12 protein-coding genes are annotated in these 15,170 nt (G+C 42.0%); 9 read left to right on the top strand and 3 right to left on the bottom strand.

The annotated features are described in order from the left end of the window. The first annotated feature begins 43 nt into the window (after positions 1-43). The 6 genes from L0U88_RS17075 to L0U88_RS17050 all read left to right on the top strand — a co-directional run bounded on the left by L0U88_RS17075 (position 44) and on the right by L0U88_RS17050 (position 9,779). Positions 44-643, top strand: a complete 600-nt coding sequence (locus L0U88_RS17075) for an RNA polymerase sigma factor (RefSeq protein WP_234867479.1) — start codon at positions 44-46, stop codon at positions 641-643. A gap of 109 nt (positions 644-752) precedes the next feature. Beyond that, positions 753-1,988 carry a FecR family protein gene (locus L0U88_RS17070; protein ID WP_234867478.1) on the top strand — a complete coding sequence of 412 codons (1,236 nt, stop codon included), beginning with the start codon at positions 753-755 and terminating at the stop codon, positions 1,986-1,988. Between the two features lie 193 nt (positions 1,989-2,181). Beyond that, the gene (locus tag L0U88_RS17065) at positions 2,182-5,475 is read left to right on the top strand and encodes a SusC/RagA family TonB-linked outer membrane protein (protein WP_234867476.1); all 3,294 of its coding nucleotides are present in this window, start codon (positions 2,182-2,184) and stop codon (positions 5,473-5,475) included. 11 nt (positions 5,476-5,486) lie between these two features. Continuing rightward, positions 5,487-6,878 carry a RagB/SusD family nutrient uptake outer membrane protein gene (locus L0U88_RS17060; RefSeq protein WP_234867474.1) on the top strand — a complete coding sequence of 464 codons (1,392 nt, stop codon included), beginning with the start codon at positions 5,487-5,489 and terminating at the stop codon, positions 6,876-6,878. 45 nt (positions 6,879-6,923) lie between these two features. Beyond that, positions 6,924-9,473: a zinc-dependent metalloprotease gene (locus tag L0U88_RS17055; protein ID WP_234867472.1), complete on the top strand. Its 2,550-nt coding sequence runs from the start codon at positions 6,924-6,926 to the stop codon at positions 9,471-9,473. A gap of 78 nt (positions 9,474-9,551) precedes the next feature. After that, positions 9,552-9,779 (top strand): hypothetical protein, encoded by a 228-nt coding sequence (locus tag L0U88_RS17050; RefSeq protein ID WP_234867470.1) that lies wholly within the window; start codon positions 9,552-9,554, stop codon positions 9,777-9,779. 42 nt (positions 9,780-9,821) lie between these two features. Here L0U88_RS17050 and L0U88_RS17045 read toward each other — a convergent pair whose 3' ends face one another. Then, the gene (locus L0U88_RS17045) at positions 9,822-10,073 is read right to left on the bottom strand and encodes a hypothetical protein (RefSeq protein WP_234867469.1); all 252 of its coding nucleotides are present in this window, start codon (positions 10,071-10,073) and stop codon (positions 9,822-9,824) included. Positions 10,074-10,145: 72 nt separating this feature from the next. Between L0U88_RS17045 and L0U88_RS17040 the strand changes: the two genes are divergently transcribed. The 3 genes from L0U88_RS17040 to L0U88_RS21115 are packed head-to-tail and all read left to right on the top strand — an operon-like array spanning position 10,146 to position 11,303. After that, positions 10,146-10,352, top strand: a complete 207-nt coding sequence (locus tag L0U88_RS17040; RefSeq protein ID WP_234867456.1) for a hypothetical protein — start codon at positions 10,146-10,148, stop codon at positions 10,350-10,352. A 3-nt stretch (positions 10,353-10,355) separates the two neighbouring features. Continuing rightward, positions 10,356-10,694, top strand: coding sequence for an LLM class oxidoreductase (locus tag L0U88_RS21120; protein WP_353620671.1), 339 nt, complete (start codon positions 10,356-10,358; stop codon positions 10,692-10,694). 54 nt (positions 10,695-10,748) lie between these two features. Beyond that, positions 10,749-11,303 carry an LLM class flavin-dependent oxidoreductase gene (locus L0U88_RS21115; protein WP_353620670.1) on the top strand — a complete coding sequence of 185 codons (555 nt, stop codon included), beginning with the start codon at positions 10,749-10,751 and terminating at the stop codon, positions 11,301-11,303. Here L0U88_RS21115 and L0U88_RS17030 read toward each other — a convergent pair. Further along, positions 11,293-12,156 (bottom strand): SDR family oxidoreductase, encoded by an 864-nt coding sequence (locus L0U88_RS17030; protein ID WP_234867454.1) that lies wholly within the window; start codon positions 12,154-12,156, stop codon positions 11,293-11,295. The two genes, L0U88_RS21115 and L0U88_RS17030, sit on opposite strands and share 11 nt — an antisense overlap. Before the next feature lie 49 nt (positions 12,157-12,205). After that, complete coding sequence (locus L0U88_RS17025) at positions 12,206-15,091, bottom strand: DEAD/DEAH box helicase (protein ID WP_234867452.1); 2,886 nt, start codon at positions 15,089-15,091, stop codon at positions 12,206-12,208. Positions 15,092-15,170 lie beyond the last annotated feature (79 nt).

Here is a 15,170-nt window from a genome sequence, read left to right as displayed (position 1 = left end):
TTTGAAAAAGTAGCCTAAAATTGTATTTTCAGGATAATTGGAAATGGCGGTAAACGATATTGAATTGCTAAGGCGATTAAAACAGGGAGATACTGTTGCATTTGATCATATTTATGATCTGTATTATAAACCCATCTGTTTCTTTAGCGAGAAAATTCTCACCAACCAGCTTCTGGCTGAGGATATTGCCACAGAAAGCTTCGTAAAGCTGTTACAAAAAAATCCTGAATTTGATACGATACAACAACTTCGGTCCTTTTTGTACAGAACAGCGAAGAATGCTTGTATTGATGAATTGCGTTCTCAAAAAAGGCACCTACAGTCACATGAAGAAATCAGGTCAATAAGTCCGGTGGCAGAAGACGTAATTGAAAAGGCCCTTATAACTGCGGAATTATTACAATTTATCTACCTGGAAATCGAAAAGTTACCAGAGCGGTACCGGAACGTGGTCAGGTTGGCTTTGGTTGAGGGAATGGAGAATGAGGAAATTGTTGAACGAACCGGACTAGCCAACCAGACCGTAAGAAATCATAAAGCTGAAGGAATCAAGCTTTTACGATTAAGTCTACTGCACAACAGAGGCGTTTCGCCAATTCTCCTCCTTTGCATCCTCTCTTTCCTTAGCGAAAAAAATCTATAAAAATTTTACCTTTTTGCGGGTACAATCAGTTTAGTTATTCGTTTCCTTTTAAGGAACGATTAACTAAAGATTGTTTTTAAATCAAGTTCCAATTACCAAATCCTATTTCATGAATGAGCAAATTTTCCATTTAACTGATCTCGTAAAAAGAAAAATAAGGGGTGAACTAACGGAATCTGAGCATCATGAATTAGATAGCTTACTCAATAAATCTGCCCTGGCGAGGGAGGCAATAGAACAGCTATCAAACGAGCTCATTCTAAAGGAAGGGTTGGAGAAGTTGAATGGTTATGACCTGGAAAAAAATCGGGCTTATTTAAAGCAGATCTTGTATGATCGAATCTTGGCGGCATCGGAACATGTACCTAAAGAAGTGGTGATGCCTGTTAAACGGCTCTGGTGGAGAAGAATGACTATAGCCGCGACCGTTGCCGGAGTGCTGCTGCTCGCTCATTTTCTCTTTAATAAGGAGAGTCAATACCCGGCAAGCAAGCCAGCAGGTTCAAATCATATGGTTCAGGATGTTCCTGCGCCTGATAAAAACCGGGCACAGATTAAATTATCCGATGGTTCAATCTTGTATCTGGACAATGCGGGAAATGGTTCAGTTGCGGAGCAAGCCGGTGTTGAAATCATAAAAATGGCAGATGGGCGTATTGAATATATTGTTGATGATGGCGCTTCCAGTGAAGCTGTTACTGCCTTGGTATATAATACATTAGAAAACCCTAATGGCAGTAAAGTAATTGATATGCAACTGGCGGACGGATCTCATGTATGGCTGAATGCCGGAAGTTCACTCAGATATCCTGTTCGCTTCAGCGGACAGCAAAGAAAAGTTTTGATAACAGGGGAAGCATATTTTGAAGTGTCGAAAAATGAGAAAGCGCCTTTTGTGGTGGATGTAAATGGAACATCCATACAGGTTTTGGGAACGCACTTTAACGTGAATGCTTATCAGGAAGAAGGAGTTGTACGAACTACGTTACTGGAAGGTGCTGTTAAAGTTAGCAGGAATGGCGCTGAACTAAAGTTAGTTCCCGGGGAGCAGGCTGCTGAAAAGAACGGTGTGTTAACAGCTGTGAAAGAGGTGAATCTAGAGCAGGTAATGGCTTGGAAAAATGGAAGTTTTTATTTTGATGATGTGGATATTGAAACGGTGTTGCGTGAAGTGGCAAGATGGTATGATATAGAAGTAGTGTATGCTGGAAAGATTCCGGAGGGGCACTACCGCGGAAAGCCATCGCGTAGTCTCTCCCTAACACAGATATTGAAAGTGATAGAGTACAGTGGCGTTAAATTCAAGCTTGAAGATAAAAAACTAACAATTTTAAGTAACGGATAAAAGTAGAACCCCAAAAAAAACCGGAAGTGTTGCGACCACTTCCGGAACTAGTAGGGTTAACCGAACAAAAATTATTGGCATAACTGCTTATTGATTAACCAAACACAACAAATGTATGCTTTTTGACCAAAACGCGTATAGGCCATTTTCTTTTCAATGGAGAAGGAGCCGCCTGCCCAAAATTTTGCTGCTAATGAAATTGACGACTATCCTGTTGCTTTCCACTTTTTTACAGGTGAGTGCAAGAACTTATGCACAATCCGTCACTATTGTAGAAAAAAATCTTCCTCTTGAGAAGGCGTTTTCAATGATTGAAAAACAAACAGGTTTTACATTTTACTATAAAGTGGAGCTGTTGCGTAATGCCAAACGAGTTGATTTAAACATTAAGAATCTTAGTTTGGAAAAAACGTTGGAATTATTATTCCGCGACCAGCCGCTTAGTTTTGCCATTATTGAAAAAAATATTGTACTAAAAGCTAAAGAGGCAAGTAGTATAGCAAAAACAGAAGAGCCGGAGGCACCTGTTAAAATTGATGTTCGGGGAGTGGTAATGAGTGATAATGGAGTAATTCCAAATGCTTCTGTTATAGTTAAAAGAACAGGTAGGGGTGTTAGTGCCAATGCCAGGGGCGAGTTTTTCCTGATAGGATTGGAAGAAAATGATGTGTTGATTTTTTCGGCAACGGGATACCAGCAACGAGAGGTACCGCTGGAAGGAAGAACGACACTTGCTGTAGTTCTGAAAACGGCAGATAATCGCCTGGATGAAATAATTGTTCGTCCATATGGCCAGCTTACCAATCGCAGATTAAATACGGGTTCTATTTCAAAAGTTTCGTCAGAAGAAATACAACGTCAGCCTGTAACGAATTTATTGTCTGCTTTGGCCGGTCGGGTTGCTGGTTTAACAATTTCTCAATCCAGCGGAGTAAGCGGCGCTGATGTATTTTTCAATATCAGGGGTCGTAATTCACTATCTGCGAATGATTATACAGCAGCACCACTTGTAATTGTAGATGGTGTCCCTTATCCCAATATTCCTATTAACAATCCTGCGCAAAATGGAGGGCCGGTTTCTGATATTGAAGCGAATGAAAACCTTGGTTATGGTAGTCCACTCTATATGTTAAATCCGAATGATATCGAGAGTGTGGAAGTGCTTAAAGATGCAGATGCTACTGCAATTTACGGGTCCAGGGCTGCTAACGGGGTTTTATTGATTACTACCAAAAAAGGAAGACAGGGGAAAACCAATGTTACTGTAACCGCTAATTCAGGTTTTGCAGTGAACAACAGGCGCACGGAAATGCTGAATACACAGGAGTATATGCAACTTAGGAGAGAGGCATTTCGTAATGCGAACTCCACCCCAACTGCCGCAAATGCACCGGATCTCTTTCTTTGGGACAGTACAAAAAATACCGACTGGCAGGAAAAATTGACCGGGTTTACGGCCCGCACCAATGATCTGAGCTTTAGTATTAGTGGCGGTCAGGGGGGGACCTCATTTTTGATTTCTGGTAGTTACCATGATGAAAGTGGAATTTATATCGACCGTAGAAAGTCAAGTAAGGGAGGATTTCATTTTTCCATCAATAATAGTTCGGCAAATGGCAAACTAATGATAGGATTAAGTGGGATGGTCAATTATACTAAAACAGTAGTTCCTACCACTAATTTTGGTTCTGCAGGCTTCCGTATGCCGCCACACTGGGAGCCATTTGACGAGCAGGGAAATTTGAAATGGGATTTTGGTGGATTCAGTCCGTATAATCCATACGCAGGGTTGCTTCAAACATATTCAAACAATGGTTTAAGTTTTACCTCCAACCTAGATGTGAAATACTCCATTTTACCAGGATTAGATGCTAAAATTAGTTTTGGATACTCAAGGTCAGAGTCTGACGAACGTTATTTACGGCCCAGGATTAGTTTAGATCCTGGAGTGGTTGCGTCAAGAGCCGGTGAGCACAAAATGACTAGGAGTTTGCAGCAGTCAATCAACTTTGAACCGCAGATTTTGTATTCCAAATATTTTTCCAATAGCAAGTTAGATGTTGTTGCCGGTGCAACTGTTATGAAAAGTGTGTATGAAATGCCCTTTTATGTTGATGCCAGTAATTTTAACAGCGATGCATTTATTGATAACTGGCAACTTGCCAACACTATATTTACAAATTTTGGCTACAATTCTTATCAGTACGCATCATTGTTTTCAAGAGCTACCTATAATTACAAAGATAAGTACCTGGTAAATGGTTCCTTTAGAAGGGATGGTTCCTCTCGTTTCGGGCCCAATAACCGGTTTGGAAATTTTGGAGCGATCGGTGCTGCATGGGTATTCAGTGAAGAGAAAGCAGTTAAGAACATGGGTGTTCTGAGTTTTGGAAAACTACGCGGAAGTTATGGAGTAGTAGGTTCCGATAATGTGGCTAACTATGCTTACTTCGGCACCTATCAATCCTATTTGTACCGTTACAACGGGAGCGTTGGGCTGATTCCTTCCCGATTGGTTAATCCTGATTTTCAATGGGAAAAGTCTGATAAACTGGAAGCTGCACTGGAACTGGGGTTCCTTAAAGACCGATTACTTGTTTCAGCATCAACGTATAGAAACCGGACTGGTAATCAGTTGGTTAACTACCCAACCAGTGGTCAAACCGGATTTAGTGGTTATGTTGCTAATCTGGATGCTGCTGTTGTACAAAATAATGGTTGGGAATTCGATTTAAATACGGTGAATGTAAAGTCAAAAAATTTTACCTGGAATACCTCATTTAACTTAAGTCTTCAGCGAAATAAATTACTGGAGTTTGAAAATATTGAAAATACCACCTATGTCAATCAGTTTGTGGTAGGTAAGCCCCTGACTTCTTATTTTGGCCTTCGTTTTACAGGTATAAACGAAGCGGGTGTTCCACAATATGAAGATGCAAATAAGGACGGTGTTATTGACTATACCGGAAATGGGCTGGAAGCCTATGGTAAAGGGGATAGAGTTTTCATCGGGAAGTCGAATCCTGATTACTATGGTGGTCTTACCAATAGTCTCAATTATAAGGGACTGCAACTTGATTTCACTTTTCAATTTGTAAAAGGATTGCTCAAACCTAATTATTTAAGAAGCATTAGCACCCCTGGTAACGTAACTAATGTGCCTAAAAAGGCAGTGGAAGATTTACGTGACTTAGGTATAGACAAAGCGATGATTAGGCCTGGTTTTGGTTTGCAATGGTTATATTATACATTATTCAGTGATGCTATTTATACCGATGCTTCTTTTATTCGTTTAACCAACGTTGCGTTATCCTACAGACTCAACGAGAGCATCGTTAAGAAGATGAAGTTAACTTCTGTAAGGTTTTTTGTAAACAGTCAGAATTTGTTTGTGATTTCCAATTTTGACGGATTCGATCCCGAATCTGGTGCGGTTGCTATTCCGCCATTGCTCAGATTGGTAGGAGGAATTCAAGTTTCATTTTAAAATCTACATGTATGCTCATTTTACTCAAAAATTTATCTAAAAGAATACTGCCCTTGGCTGCTTTATTTTTTCTAGCTCAAGGTTGCACTAAGTTTTTGGAACCGGAATACAGAACTCAGGTAGGATTAGAGGATGTTTTTGCAAATGACGCCAATTTGGAAATTGCTTTGACCGGACTTTATACCAACCTCATTCATGAAAATTCCGGATTCAGTGGTGCTATTACCAGGATGTCTGGCTTTTCTGCATCCGAACTTCGCTACGCATTTAATGACGGTATTATTGAACAGTTTATTAATCATGATGTACAACCAAACAATTCCCAAATTCTCCAATATTGGAATGCCATCTATAAAGATATTTATAACAGTAATTCCATCATTGAGGGTTGTGAAGCATCAACCGGATTAACTCCCGGTTTTAAAAAGCAGGCTATTGGTGAAGCGAAATTTATAAGAGCATTTTCTCATTTTTACCTGATTAATCTGTTTGGAGATGTGCCTCTCATTACAGTTACCAATAAAGATGTAACTGGGCTTATGCCCCGCACACCAGTAGCTGAGGTATATCAACAAATTGTTGCAGACTTAAAAGACGCCTACAATATTTTGGCCCCTGATTACAGTTTTGTGGGCGGTAAAAGAATTCGGGTAAACAAATGGGCCGCTGCCGCCTTGCTGGCAAGAGTATATTTATTCATGAAGGACTACGTTAACGCAGAGTCGCTTGCTTCCGAAGTAATTGCCAACAATGCACTTTACCAGCTTGATACAAATCTTGATAATGTATTTAAAAAGAACAACGGAGAATCCATTCTTCAAATGGAGCGCGCATTCAATAATACAGGAGAAGGGGATTCTTTTTTATTTTATTTCAAAGTTCTGGGATTTGCTGATAATATTATGACCGACGATCTGGTTGGCAGCTTTGAATCAAATGACGAGCGAACCAGCAAATGGATGGCTTTTGCCTTGTTTGGATACATTCCTTATAAGTATAAGTCTCCAGACACTAATGAAGAGAATTATGTTTTTTTACGGTTGGCAGAGCAATATCTGATTCGTGCTGAAGCCCGTGTTCAGCAGAATAAATTCAGCGAAGCGCAAACTGATATTAACACCCTTCGCACCAGATCTGGATTAGCTGAAATTAATAACATGATTGATAAATCTAGTTCCATGATCGCAATTGAAAACGAAAAAAGACACGAATTCTTTTGCGAATGGGGGCACCGTTGGTTTGATCTGAAACGCTGGCCTAGTTTAAGATCAAACGGCAAGTCCAGGGCAGATGATATTCTTGGTGCCATTAATCCTGAATGGGAATCAACAGACCAGCTTTACCCCATTCCAGAGGATGCGATTTTTAAAAATCCAAATCTAACACAGAATCCTGGGTATTGATCAGGAGACTACATCTCTCAACTTATCTAGTTAATCAAACAAAAAATGAAGTATTTATTTTTGACTGTTGCTATTATGGCAACGCTGTCCTCCTATGCCCAGAAAAAAAAGGTTGAAGTTGACAGTACAGAAATTAAAGCAGCAAAGGCACTGGACTCTATTTTAAACGGTGTAGCAGGAAAGCCCAAAAAGTATAATGAGATAATTACTGAAAAAGCGGTTACCCAAAAGGGGTTTTTTCATGTGCATGCTATTGATCAGAATTATTACTGGGAAATACCAAAAGGTATGTTGGGTAGAGAAATGTTAATTGTTTCCCGGTTTGCCAAAACACCTGTGAATGGTATTCTTGATCCAATTCCATATTATCCCGGTGATCAGTTAAATGAGAGAATTGTCACTTTTGAAAAAGGGCCAGACAATAAAATTTTCCTCAGAACGGTATCATCAATAGTGAGAAGTTCGGATAGTTCTGGAAATGGTATGTATAAATCGGTACAGAAATCTTCCTTACGCCCTATTTTAATGGCTTTTCCAATTAAAGCCTTTAATGAGAAAGATTCAGCAGCAGTTATAGATGTTACTGATTTGATTTCTAATGATCATTCACTAATGACGATTCCAGCTTTATTCAGGCCCAAATATAAATTGGGGGTATTTGCAAAGGACAGGTCCTATGTAATTTCAGTAAAACCGTTTTCTAGAAATTTGGAAATCAGGACCCTCAAAACTTACATGTCTCTAATGGATCCTGGAGGTGATGCTGCCACGTTTGAGTTTGCTACGTCATTGGTTTTGTTGCCTGAGAAACCAATGAAACCCAGAATGGCAGATAGTAGAGTGGGTTATTTTGCGGGTGGATATGTTGATTTTGATGGAAATCCGCAGGGTGTTAAGGAAACTTATTTCATTAACCGCTGGAGACTTGAACCCAAAAAAGAAGATATGGTAAGGTATTTCGCGGGTGAACTAGTTGAACCTGAAAAACCTATTATTATCTACATAGATCCATCCACTCCCAAAAAATGGGTACCTTATCTGATTCAGGGTGTTAATGACTGGCAAGCGGCGTTCGAAAAAGCAGGCTTCAAAAACGCTATCATCGCAAAAGAAGCACCTGAAAATGATAGTACCTGGAGTTTGGAAGATGCTATGCATTCTGCAATTGTGTATAAACCTTCACTTACTCCAAATGCCATGGGACCTCATGTAAATGATCCGCGTAGTGGGGAAATTTTGGAAACCCATATTCACTGGTATCACAATGTGATGGCATTGCTTCGAAATTGGTACATGATACAGGCAGGTGCTATTGATCCGCGGGCTCGTAAGCTGGAGTTTGATGATGATTTAATGGGGCAATTGATCCGTTTTGTATCTTCTCACGAAGTGGGTCATACATTGGGACTTGCGCACAACTTTGGCTCTTCCGCTAGCGTTCCTGTGGATAGTCTCCGGGATAAAAAATGGGTAGAAGAAAATGGTCATACTCCTTCCATTATGGATTATGCCCGTTTTAACTATGTTGCACAGCCAGAAGATAACATCTCTCCCAAAGGTATTTTTCCGAGAATTGGAGACTATGACAAATGGGCTATTGAGTGGGGCTATCGTTACTTGCCGGAGTTTAAAAGCAAGGAGGAGGAACAAACCTTCATGAACAACTGGATCATAAATGCAACAAAAAACAAACGGCTTGTCTTTGGTGCACAAACAGTTTTTACTGTTATTGATCCGCGAAATCAAAATGAAGACCTGGGTGATGATGTTATGAAAGCAAATAAACTAGGAATAAAAAACCTTAAGAAAATTTTACCTCAATTACCAAAGTGGACAATGGTTCCCAATCAGGGGCATGGTAACCTTAAAGAAATGTATAGTGCATTGGTTTCTCAATATTTACATTATGCTACCCACGTAATAAACAGCATTGGAGGATATTATACTGATAGTAAAACTGCGGAACAGGGTGGTAAAGATTATAGGGCAATTTCAAAATCGAAACAAAAAAATGCAATGACATGGTTGAAGGATGAAGTGTTTATTACCCCTAAATGGTTATTGGATCGAAATGTCATTGATAACATTGATCCTACTGGTAAAACAGTCCATGAAGTTGGTATGGTAACGCTTTCAAAACTAATGACCCGAATGTTGGTACTGGTAAATACGAACCGCATGTTTGATTCAAAAGAGAATTATGAATTAATTGAATTCCTGAACGATATGAAATCTGCTATTTGGTCTGAAATTACTACAGCCAAAGCTATTGATTCCTACCGCAGAGACCTTCAAACGTTTTATATAACCAATTTACTTGGTTATATAAAACATCCAATGTTTGAAAAACCCGATACTCAAACAGGCGATTTTATAGCACTCTTGAATAGCCATGCCCAGGTACTGCTTATTGATTTACAAATCGCTCAGTCCCGGTATGCTGATCCCATAACCCGTTCTCACCTGAGGTTTAATATTGACCGCTTAAAAAAAGGCTTGGATCCCAATGCGAATCTAAGTATCGACAACAGGGTGAAAACTCCTGGTTTTAATATTGATCATTTGAATAAATCTCTTTTCTCGTGTGAACACTAGGTGCATTTAAGTGCTGCTTAGTCTTGTGTTTAGTTTCTTTCGTGGACGGCGAGTTCCTTTGATTGGTTAATGCTTTTAATGTTCAAAGGGCTCGCTGCCCGAAAGTTCTTTCCAATACCACCCACTCTACAATCCTTCCACAGCCGGATTCCGCCAGTGATCTACCAGATACAACTGGTGCGCGATTATGATCACCGTTATCCGATTGCAATAAACCAGTTATGTTATAAGCTGCTGTTGTTTATAACAAACACCTGTAAAGCATGGAGAAAAATCCACAACGCCTCCTTTGCATTTACTACCTAATGAGAACCTGGTGTATTACACCTGAAGTTCAATAAAAATCTGTCATCTGAAACTGTCCCTGGATCTACTTTGCAGCGCAGGAATTGCAACTTGTAGCCGGATAAGAATGCTTTTTATCAAATCCGCCAGCTGTGCAGCATCCCGACCATACAACGCATCGAAACATACCTGGCGAACGGGTAGCTTCAGTTCTTCAACTGTACCATGCCAAAGGGGTAGGCTGGTAAGTTGTTGCGCCTTACCTGTTCCTGAAGTTACCAGGCATCCTGCCAGTAAAATTCCTGCTGTTTTCATTGGCATTTACCCGACCGGTGCCACCGGTCGGGTGGAGTGGTATGATCTTTTTACTACAGCCGAAAAAAGCATATGAAACAGATTTGTATATTGTTAAGCGCGGCATTTTTATTTGCCTGCGGGAATGCAGAACAGCATGATTCAGATGATGTGATGGTGAATCCGGAAGACACTTCCTTTACCAGCTATCCTCCTGGTAATACACCGGTTCCTCCAACAGTGGAGACTGCAGCAGACAGCACGCGATCAGCCGCAGATTCATTAAACCGCCCGCATTAAAATATGTGCCTGATCTCCTATCATGCCTTACATGAACAATTCGGTCCGGTTGAATTGCTGGACTATGTTCAAAAGGCAGCAGCAGGGTTCACCGCGATTCACTCGTCAGATCATTTTCATCCCTGGAGTAAACGGCAGGGAGAGAATGGGTTCACCCTGAGTTGGTTACCGGTTGCTATGCAGGTTTGCAGTTTGCCATTCAGTATGGTATGTGCACCCGGACAACGACTGCATCCCGCTATCGTTGCACAGGCACTTGCAACCATTTCACTAATGTTTCCCCATCGCCTGATTGTGGAATTGGGAAGTGGTGAAGCACTGAATGAATCTATTACTGGATAGGAGTGGCCTGAGAAAACTATTCGAAATGAACGGCTGCTGCAATGCAAAGAAGAGATGGATGCCCTGTTCAAGGGAGAGCAGGTTGATTTTAATGGGCATATCCGGGTGCGCAAAGCGCGATTGTATTCCCGGCCGGCAAAACCACCGCCCTTATTCTGTGCAGCCTTATCTAAAGCAACGGCAGAATGGGCAGGTAATTGGGCGGAGGGATTATTAACCACTGTGGATGATAACCTGGAGGAAGCCTCAGCTAAAATAAATGCGTTTAGAAAACAAGGAGAAAACAAACCCGTTCACCTTCAACTCTCTTTTTGTTATGCACGCTCCTGGAAGGAAGCAGTTGAGCAGTCGTATGAACAATGGCGATCCAATATGGTAGGCCTGGATAAATTAGCCAATCTCTCCAGCACGGAAGAATTTGACGTAGCAGGAGAGGAGATCACGCGGGAATACATAATTGGGAATATGATTTTGATCACGGATATAAAGGGTCTCAAACATCGTATTGAAATGATTAAATCCTTGCAACCGGCTCGCATCCATCTGCATAATATCAGTAAAAATCAAACTGATTACCTGGAAGATATCCGATCCATTCTTATCCATTAATGATTTCACCACCATTGGGATGAAGCACTTGTCCGGTCATAAAACTATTTTCTTTCAATGCCAGAAATAAATAAGCTGGTGCAATTTCATTTGGTTGTCCGGCTCTTTTCATTGGTGAATCACTTCCAAAGGTTTTGATCTTTTTCTGATTAAAGGAAGATACAATTAGGGGCGTCCAAACGGGTCCGGGTGCTACAGCATTAACTCGTATACCCTTATCCACCAGGTTGGCAGCAAGGCTCCGCGTAAAAGAAATGATAGCGCCTTTGGTGGATGCATAATCAACCAGCGCATCACTTCCCCGGTAGGCTGTTACCGAACTGCTGTTGATAATGCAGCCGCCTTTTTTCATGTGAGGAAGCGCGTATTTCGTTATCCAGAAATACGAAAACACATTGGTATGGAATGTTTTTTGGAGTTGTTGGGTACTGATGTCAGTGAATTTTTTCTGCTCCCAGTGAAGTGCTGCATTATTGATAAGAATATCAATACCTCCGAATACTTTGATTGTTTTCTCTACAACCCGCCTGCAATTGACTTCTCTGCTGATATCTGCTTTTATAAGCAGGCAGTTCACTCCGTATGCCTCCACTTCTGCTTTGGTTTCAACTGCATCAGTCGTTTCATTTAAATATCCAAGGGCCAGCTCCGCTCCCTCACTCGCGAATAATTTGGCTACTGCTTTTCCAATTCCGCTATCGCCGCCTGTTATCAATACCCGCCTGCCTTTCAGTTTTCCTGATCCAGTACTCATTGGATCCGTTTCCGGAATAGGGTTCATGTTTCCTTCCTTTCCTGGTCGGCGTTGTTGCTGAGCAGGATGAATGGTTTTTTTGGGATTGGCTTTTGGCATGATTCAGGCTTTTCGCAACTGCCTAAAAAACTATACCATGAAAATATCTCTATCCTCCCAATACCGTCCGCCAGTCTTCTTTGGTCATGTTGCTGAAAAAGGCCTTCCCGCTTTGTACGAGTCCGGCGGAAAGTTCTCTTTTACTTTGCTGGAGCTGGCGCATTTTTTCTTCAACCGTACCCGGACAAATCAACCGCACCGCCTGCACATTCTGGTGTTGCCCGATGCGATAGGCTCGGTCGATGGCCTGGTCTTCTACTGCTGGATTCCACCAGGGGTCTACCAGGTACACATAACTCGCTGCAGTCAGATTAAGTCCTACACCACCTGCTTTCAGGCTTAACAGAAATACCCGCACTTCGGCATCCTGCTGAAAGCGATCCACCGCCGCCTTCCTGTTTTTCGTAGCTCCGGTAAGTGTTTCATATACGATGCCCAGTTTGTTCAGCTCAATGGCAATCAGGTCGAGCATCGAAACAAATTGAGAGAAGATCAGGATTTTATGCCGGGGCGATTTGTTTTGCACCTGCTCGATCAGCACGTCAATTTTCGACGAACCTTCTCCCTGCAACTGATCGGCCTGCAATAACCGCGGATCATCACAGATCTGCCGGAGTTGCGTTAAGCCACGCAATACATGAATGGAATTGCGCAGGATGTCATCTTCCAGTTTATCTTCCAGGTAATCACGCAGGTCTTTTTCGTACGCTGCATACACTGCACGTTGCGCCTCACCCATGGGGCAATACAGGATCTGTTCAATTTTATCGGGCAGTTCCTGGATCACATCTTCCTTGGTGCGCCGGAGCAGGAAGGGCCTGATTTTTTGTTGCAGCTCCTCTGAACGCTGGCGGTTTTCGAACCGGTCGATAGGAGTGGAATAGATATCCTGGAAATATTTTTTATTCCCCAGCAAACCCGGACAAACAACTGAAAACTGCGCATACAGGTCCATGGTATTGTTTTCAAAAGGAGTACCGGTGATGGCTAATCGATTTTTGCTTTTCAGCATTTGCACAGCCTGGTAGCGTTGCGAGTCGGGGTTCTTGATCTGTTGTGATTCATCAAGCAATACATAGCCAAACTGAAACCGGCGCAGGTAGGTGATATCAGTTAAAAGTGTTCCATAAGAGGTGAGGATGATATCGTACTGATCAAATTCTTCTGTTTTTTTAGTGCGATTGGCACCATGCAGGATCAGGCATTTCAACGAAGGTGCAAATCGTTGTAATTCTACCTGCCAGTTAAAGAGCAGGGAGGTAGGTACTATTAATAGATGCGTGGATTTATTTCCTGTCTCTTTTAAATGAAGCAGAAACGCAATCACCTGCACTGTTTTACCTAAGCCCATATCATCTGCGAGTACACCACCGAATTCGTTTTCATGCAGAAAGTGCAGCCAGTTCAGTCCTTCTTTCTGGTAGTGACGAAGCTCCGTATGCAATGTTGAAGGAACCGGTACCGGTTCAATGGATTTGATATCGGTTAATCGTTCCCGGTAGTTGCGAATTTTTTGTTGAACATCCTCATCCAGTTCCTCCTGTGCAAATAACATACTCACTTCTTCAAACCGGGTTCCGGGCATTACCAGGTCTTCTCCCATTACCGAAGCGCCAAAGAAAAATTTTGAAAAACGTTCAATCCATTCTTCCGGTAACAATCCCAGGGTTCCATCATCCAGTTGCACATACTTGCTTTTATTGCGGATGGCTTTTTGAATTTGCGGAAGGGAAGCCTGCTGATCGCCGTATTTGGCATTGATCTTAACATTGAACCAGTTGAGTCCGGATACCACTCGTACGGTAATGGTTCCCTTATGTGCACTTTTTTTATTTTCTTTCAATTGGTTGAATCCGAAAATAGAAATTCCTGCTGCCCGCCACTGCGCAAAGGCTTCCAGGAACCAGTCTTCGTCCAGGAAGCGATCTCGATGAAGGTAGAAATAGGGCAATTCATTTTCCAGTTGTTCCATGAAATGCGGATGTTGCTTCAGTACCATCGCGAGGAAAGCATTCTCGGCGGCATCATCACGTTGCATGGCCAACAGCCTGCCTTTGGTGTCGGGCAGGTAAACCATTTTTTTACTGCGCAGTGGCACTTCCATACTTCCATAGCGCATCATGGGTTGGATGGTTACATATTGCCCGAGATCAGCCAGGTAGATCAATCGTTCGATCGCTCCTTTCCATCCGGCTTCCTTCAATTCTTCTTCTGCCGCGAGCTCTATAAAATGCCGTTCAACCCGGATCTTGTTCTCCAGTTTGGAAAGGATTTTCTCTTCAAAAGCCGCGAACTGGTCTTCATGTAATTGCAGGTGTTGCCGGGTTGCAAACACCTGCAGTAGTTTCAGCACAGTCAGATTCGCAGCCAGCATAAGCTGGTTCTCCTGTAGCAGGAAGAGCCCGTATTTTAAAGGGAATTGCTGTGGATGAAATTTTTGTTTGCAAAGTTCCAGTTCGGGACTCACCCTGTAAAACGGACTTGCTTTATAAATATGCAGGGAAAGCTTTTCAACTAACCCGCCTACCTGCACTTCCCTGAGCGAACCGGCACTTACATTTTCAGAAAACTCCGGGTCGTGATAGAAAAATCGGAGTCCGGCAGGATTTTTAATAATGGTACGCAAACTGCGTATATCGGTGTTGGTTATACTGTTAGCCGGACTTGTCTGGAATCGGTTGATGGCAGCATAAAATCGAATCTTATCCACCTCATTGTCTGCCAGTTGGGCGGCATCTGCTGCGCTGATAGGGGATAAGGGGTTCCTGATTTTACCTGCCTGTGTAAGCGGTGCATCATAGAGTTCAATGCACAGTGATTTATGAAACCTGAATTGCTTCAACACCACGATGCGGATACAGTTGCCCTCAGCCGTTTGCGGCGGCTGTTCCTCGGGCACTAATAAAAGTTCTTCCAGATCGCGGATAGAGTCCATTCTGCAATAATACGGCTTCGCGGGTTCTGTTTATAATCCGCCATAAGTTTGTAAAAAATGATAGTTGTGGCGGATTATA

The sequence above is a fragment of the Flavihumibacter fluminis genome, assembly GCF_021491375.1.
Classification (GTDB): domain Bacteria; phylum Bacteroidota; class Bacteroidia; order Chitinophagales; family Chitinophagaceae; genus Flavihumibacter; species Flavihumibacter fluminis.
Note: the sequence above shows the minus strand (reverse complement) of the source record. Positions and strands in the feature narration are given on the sequence as shown.

Excerpts from the sequence above, each read along its gene's own strand:
- L0U88_RS17055 (WP_234867472.1), top strand. The coding sequence starts at position 6,924 with ATGAAGTATTTATTTTTGACTGTTGCTATTATGGCAACGCTGTCCTCC.
- L0U88_RS21115 (WP_353620670.1), top strand. The coding sequence starts at position 10,749 with ATGGATGCCCTGTTCAAGGGAGAGCAGGTTGATTTTAATGGGCATATC.
- L0U88_RS17070 (WP_234867478.1), top strand. The coding sequence starts at position 753 with ATGAATGAGCAAATTTTCCATTTAACTGATCTCGTAAAAAGAAAAATA.
- L0U88_RS17060 (WP_234867474.1), top strand. The coding sequence starts at position 5,487 with ATGCTCATTTTACTCAAAAATTTATCTAAAAGAATACTGCCCTTGGCT.
- L0U88_RS17050 (WP_234867470.1), top strand. The coding sequence starts at position 9,552 with ATGTTCAAAGGGCTCGCTGCCCGAAAGTTCTTTCCAATACCACCCACT.
- L0U88_RS17040 (WP_234867456.1), top strand. The coding sequence starts at position 10,146 with ATGAAACAGATTTGTATATTGTTAAGCGCGGCATTTTTATTTGCCTGC.
- L0U88_RS17025 (WP_234867452.1), bottom strand. The coding sequence starts at position 15,091 with ATGGACTCTATCCGCGATCTGGAAGAACTTTTATTAGTGCCCGAGGAA.
- L0U88_RS21120 (WP_353620671.1), top strand. The coding sequence starts at position 10,356 with ATGTGCCTGATCTCCTATCATGCCTTACATGAACAATTCGGTCCGGTT.
- L0U88_RS17065 (WP_234867476.1), top strand. The coding sequence starts at position 2,182 with ATGAAATTGACGACTATCCTGTTGCTTTCCACTTTTTTACAGGTGAGT.
- L0U88_RS17075 (WP_234867479.1), top strand. The coding sequence starts at position 44 with ATGGCGGTAAACGATATTGAATTGCTAAGGCGATTAAAACAGGGAGAT.
- L0U88_RS17045 (WP_234867469.1), bottom strand. The coding sequence starts at position 10,073 with ATGAAAACAGCAGGAATTTTACTGGCAGGATGCCTGGTAACTTCAGGA.
- L0U88_RS17030 (WP_234867454.1), bottom strand. The coding sequence starts at position 12,156 with ATGCCAAAAGCCAATCCCAAAAAAACCATTCATCCTGCTCAGCAACAA.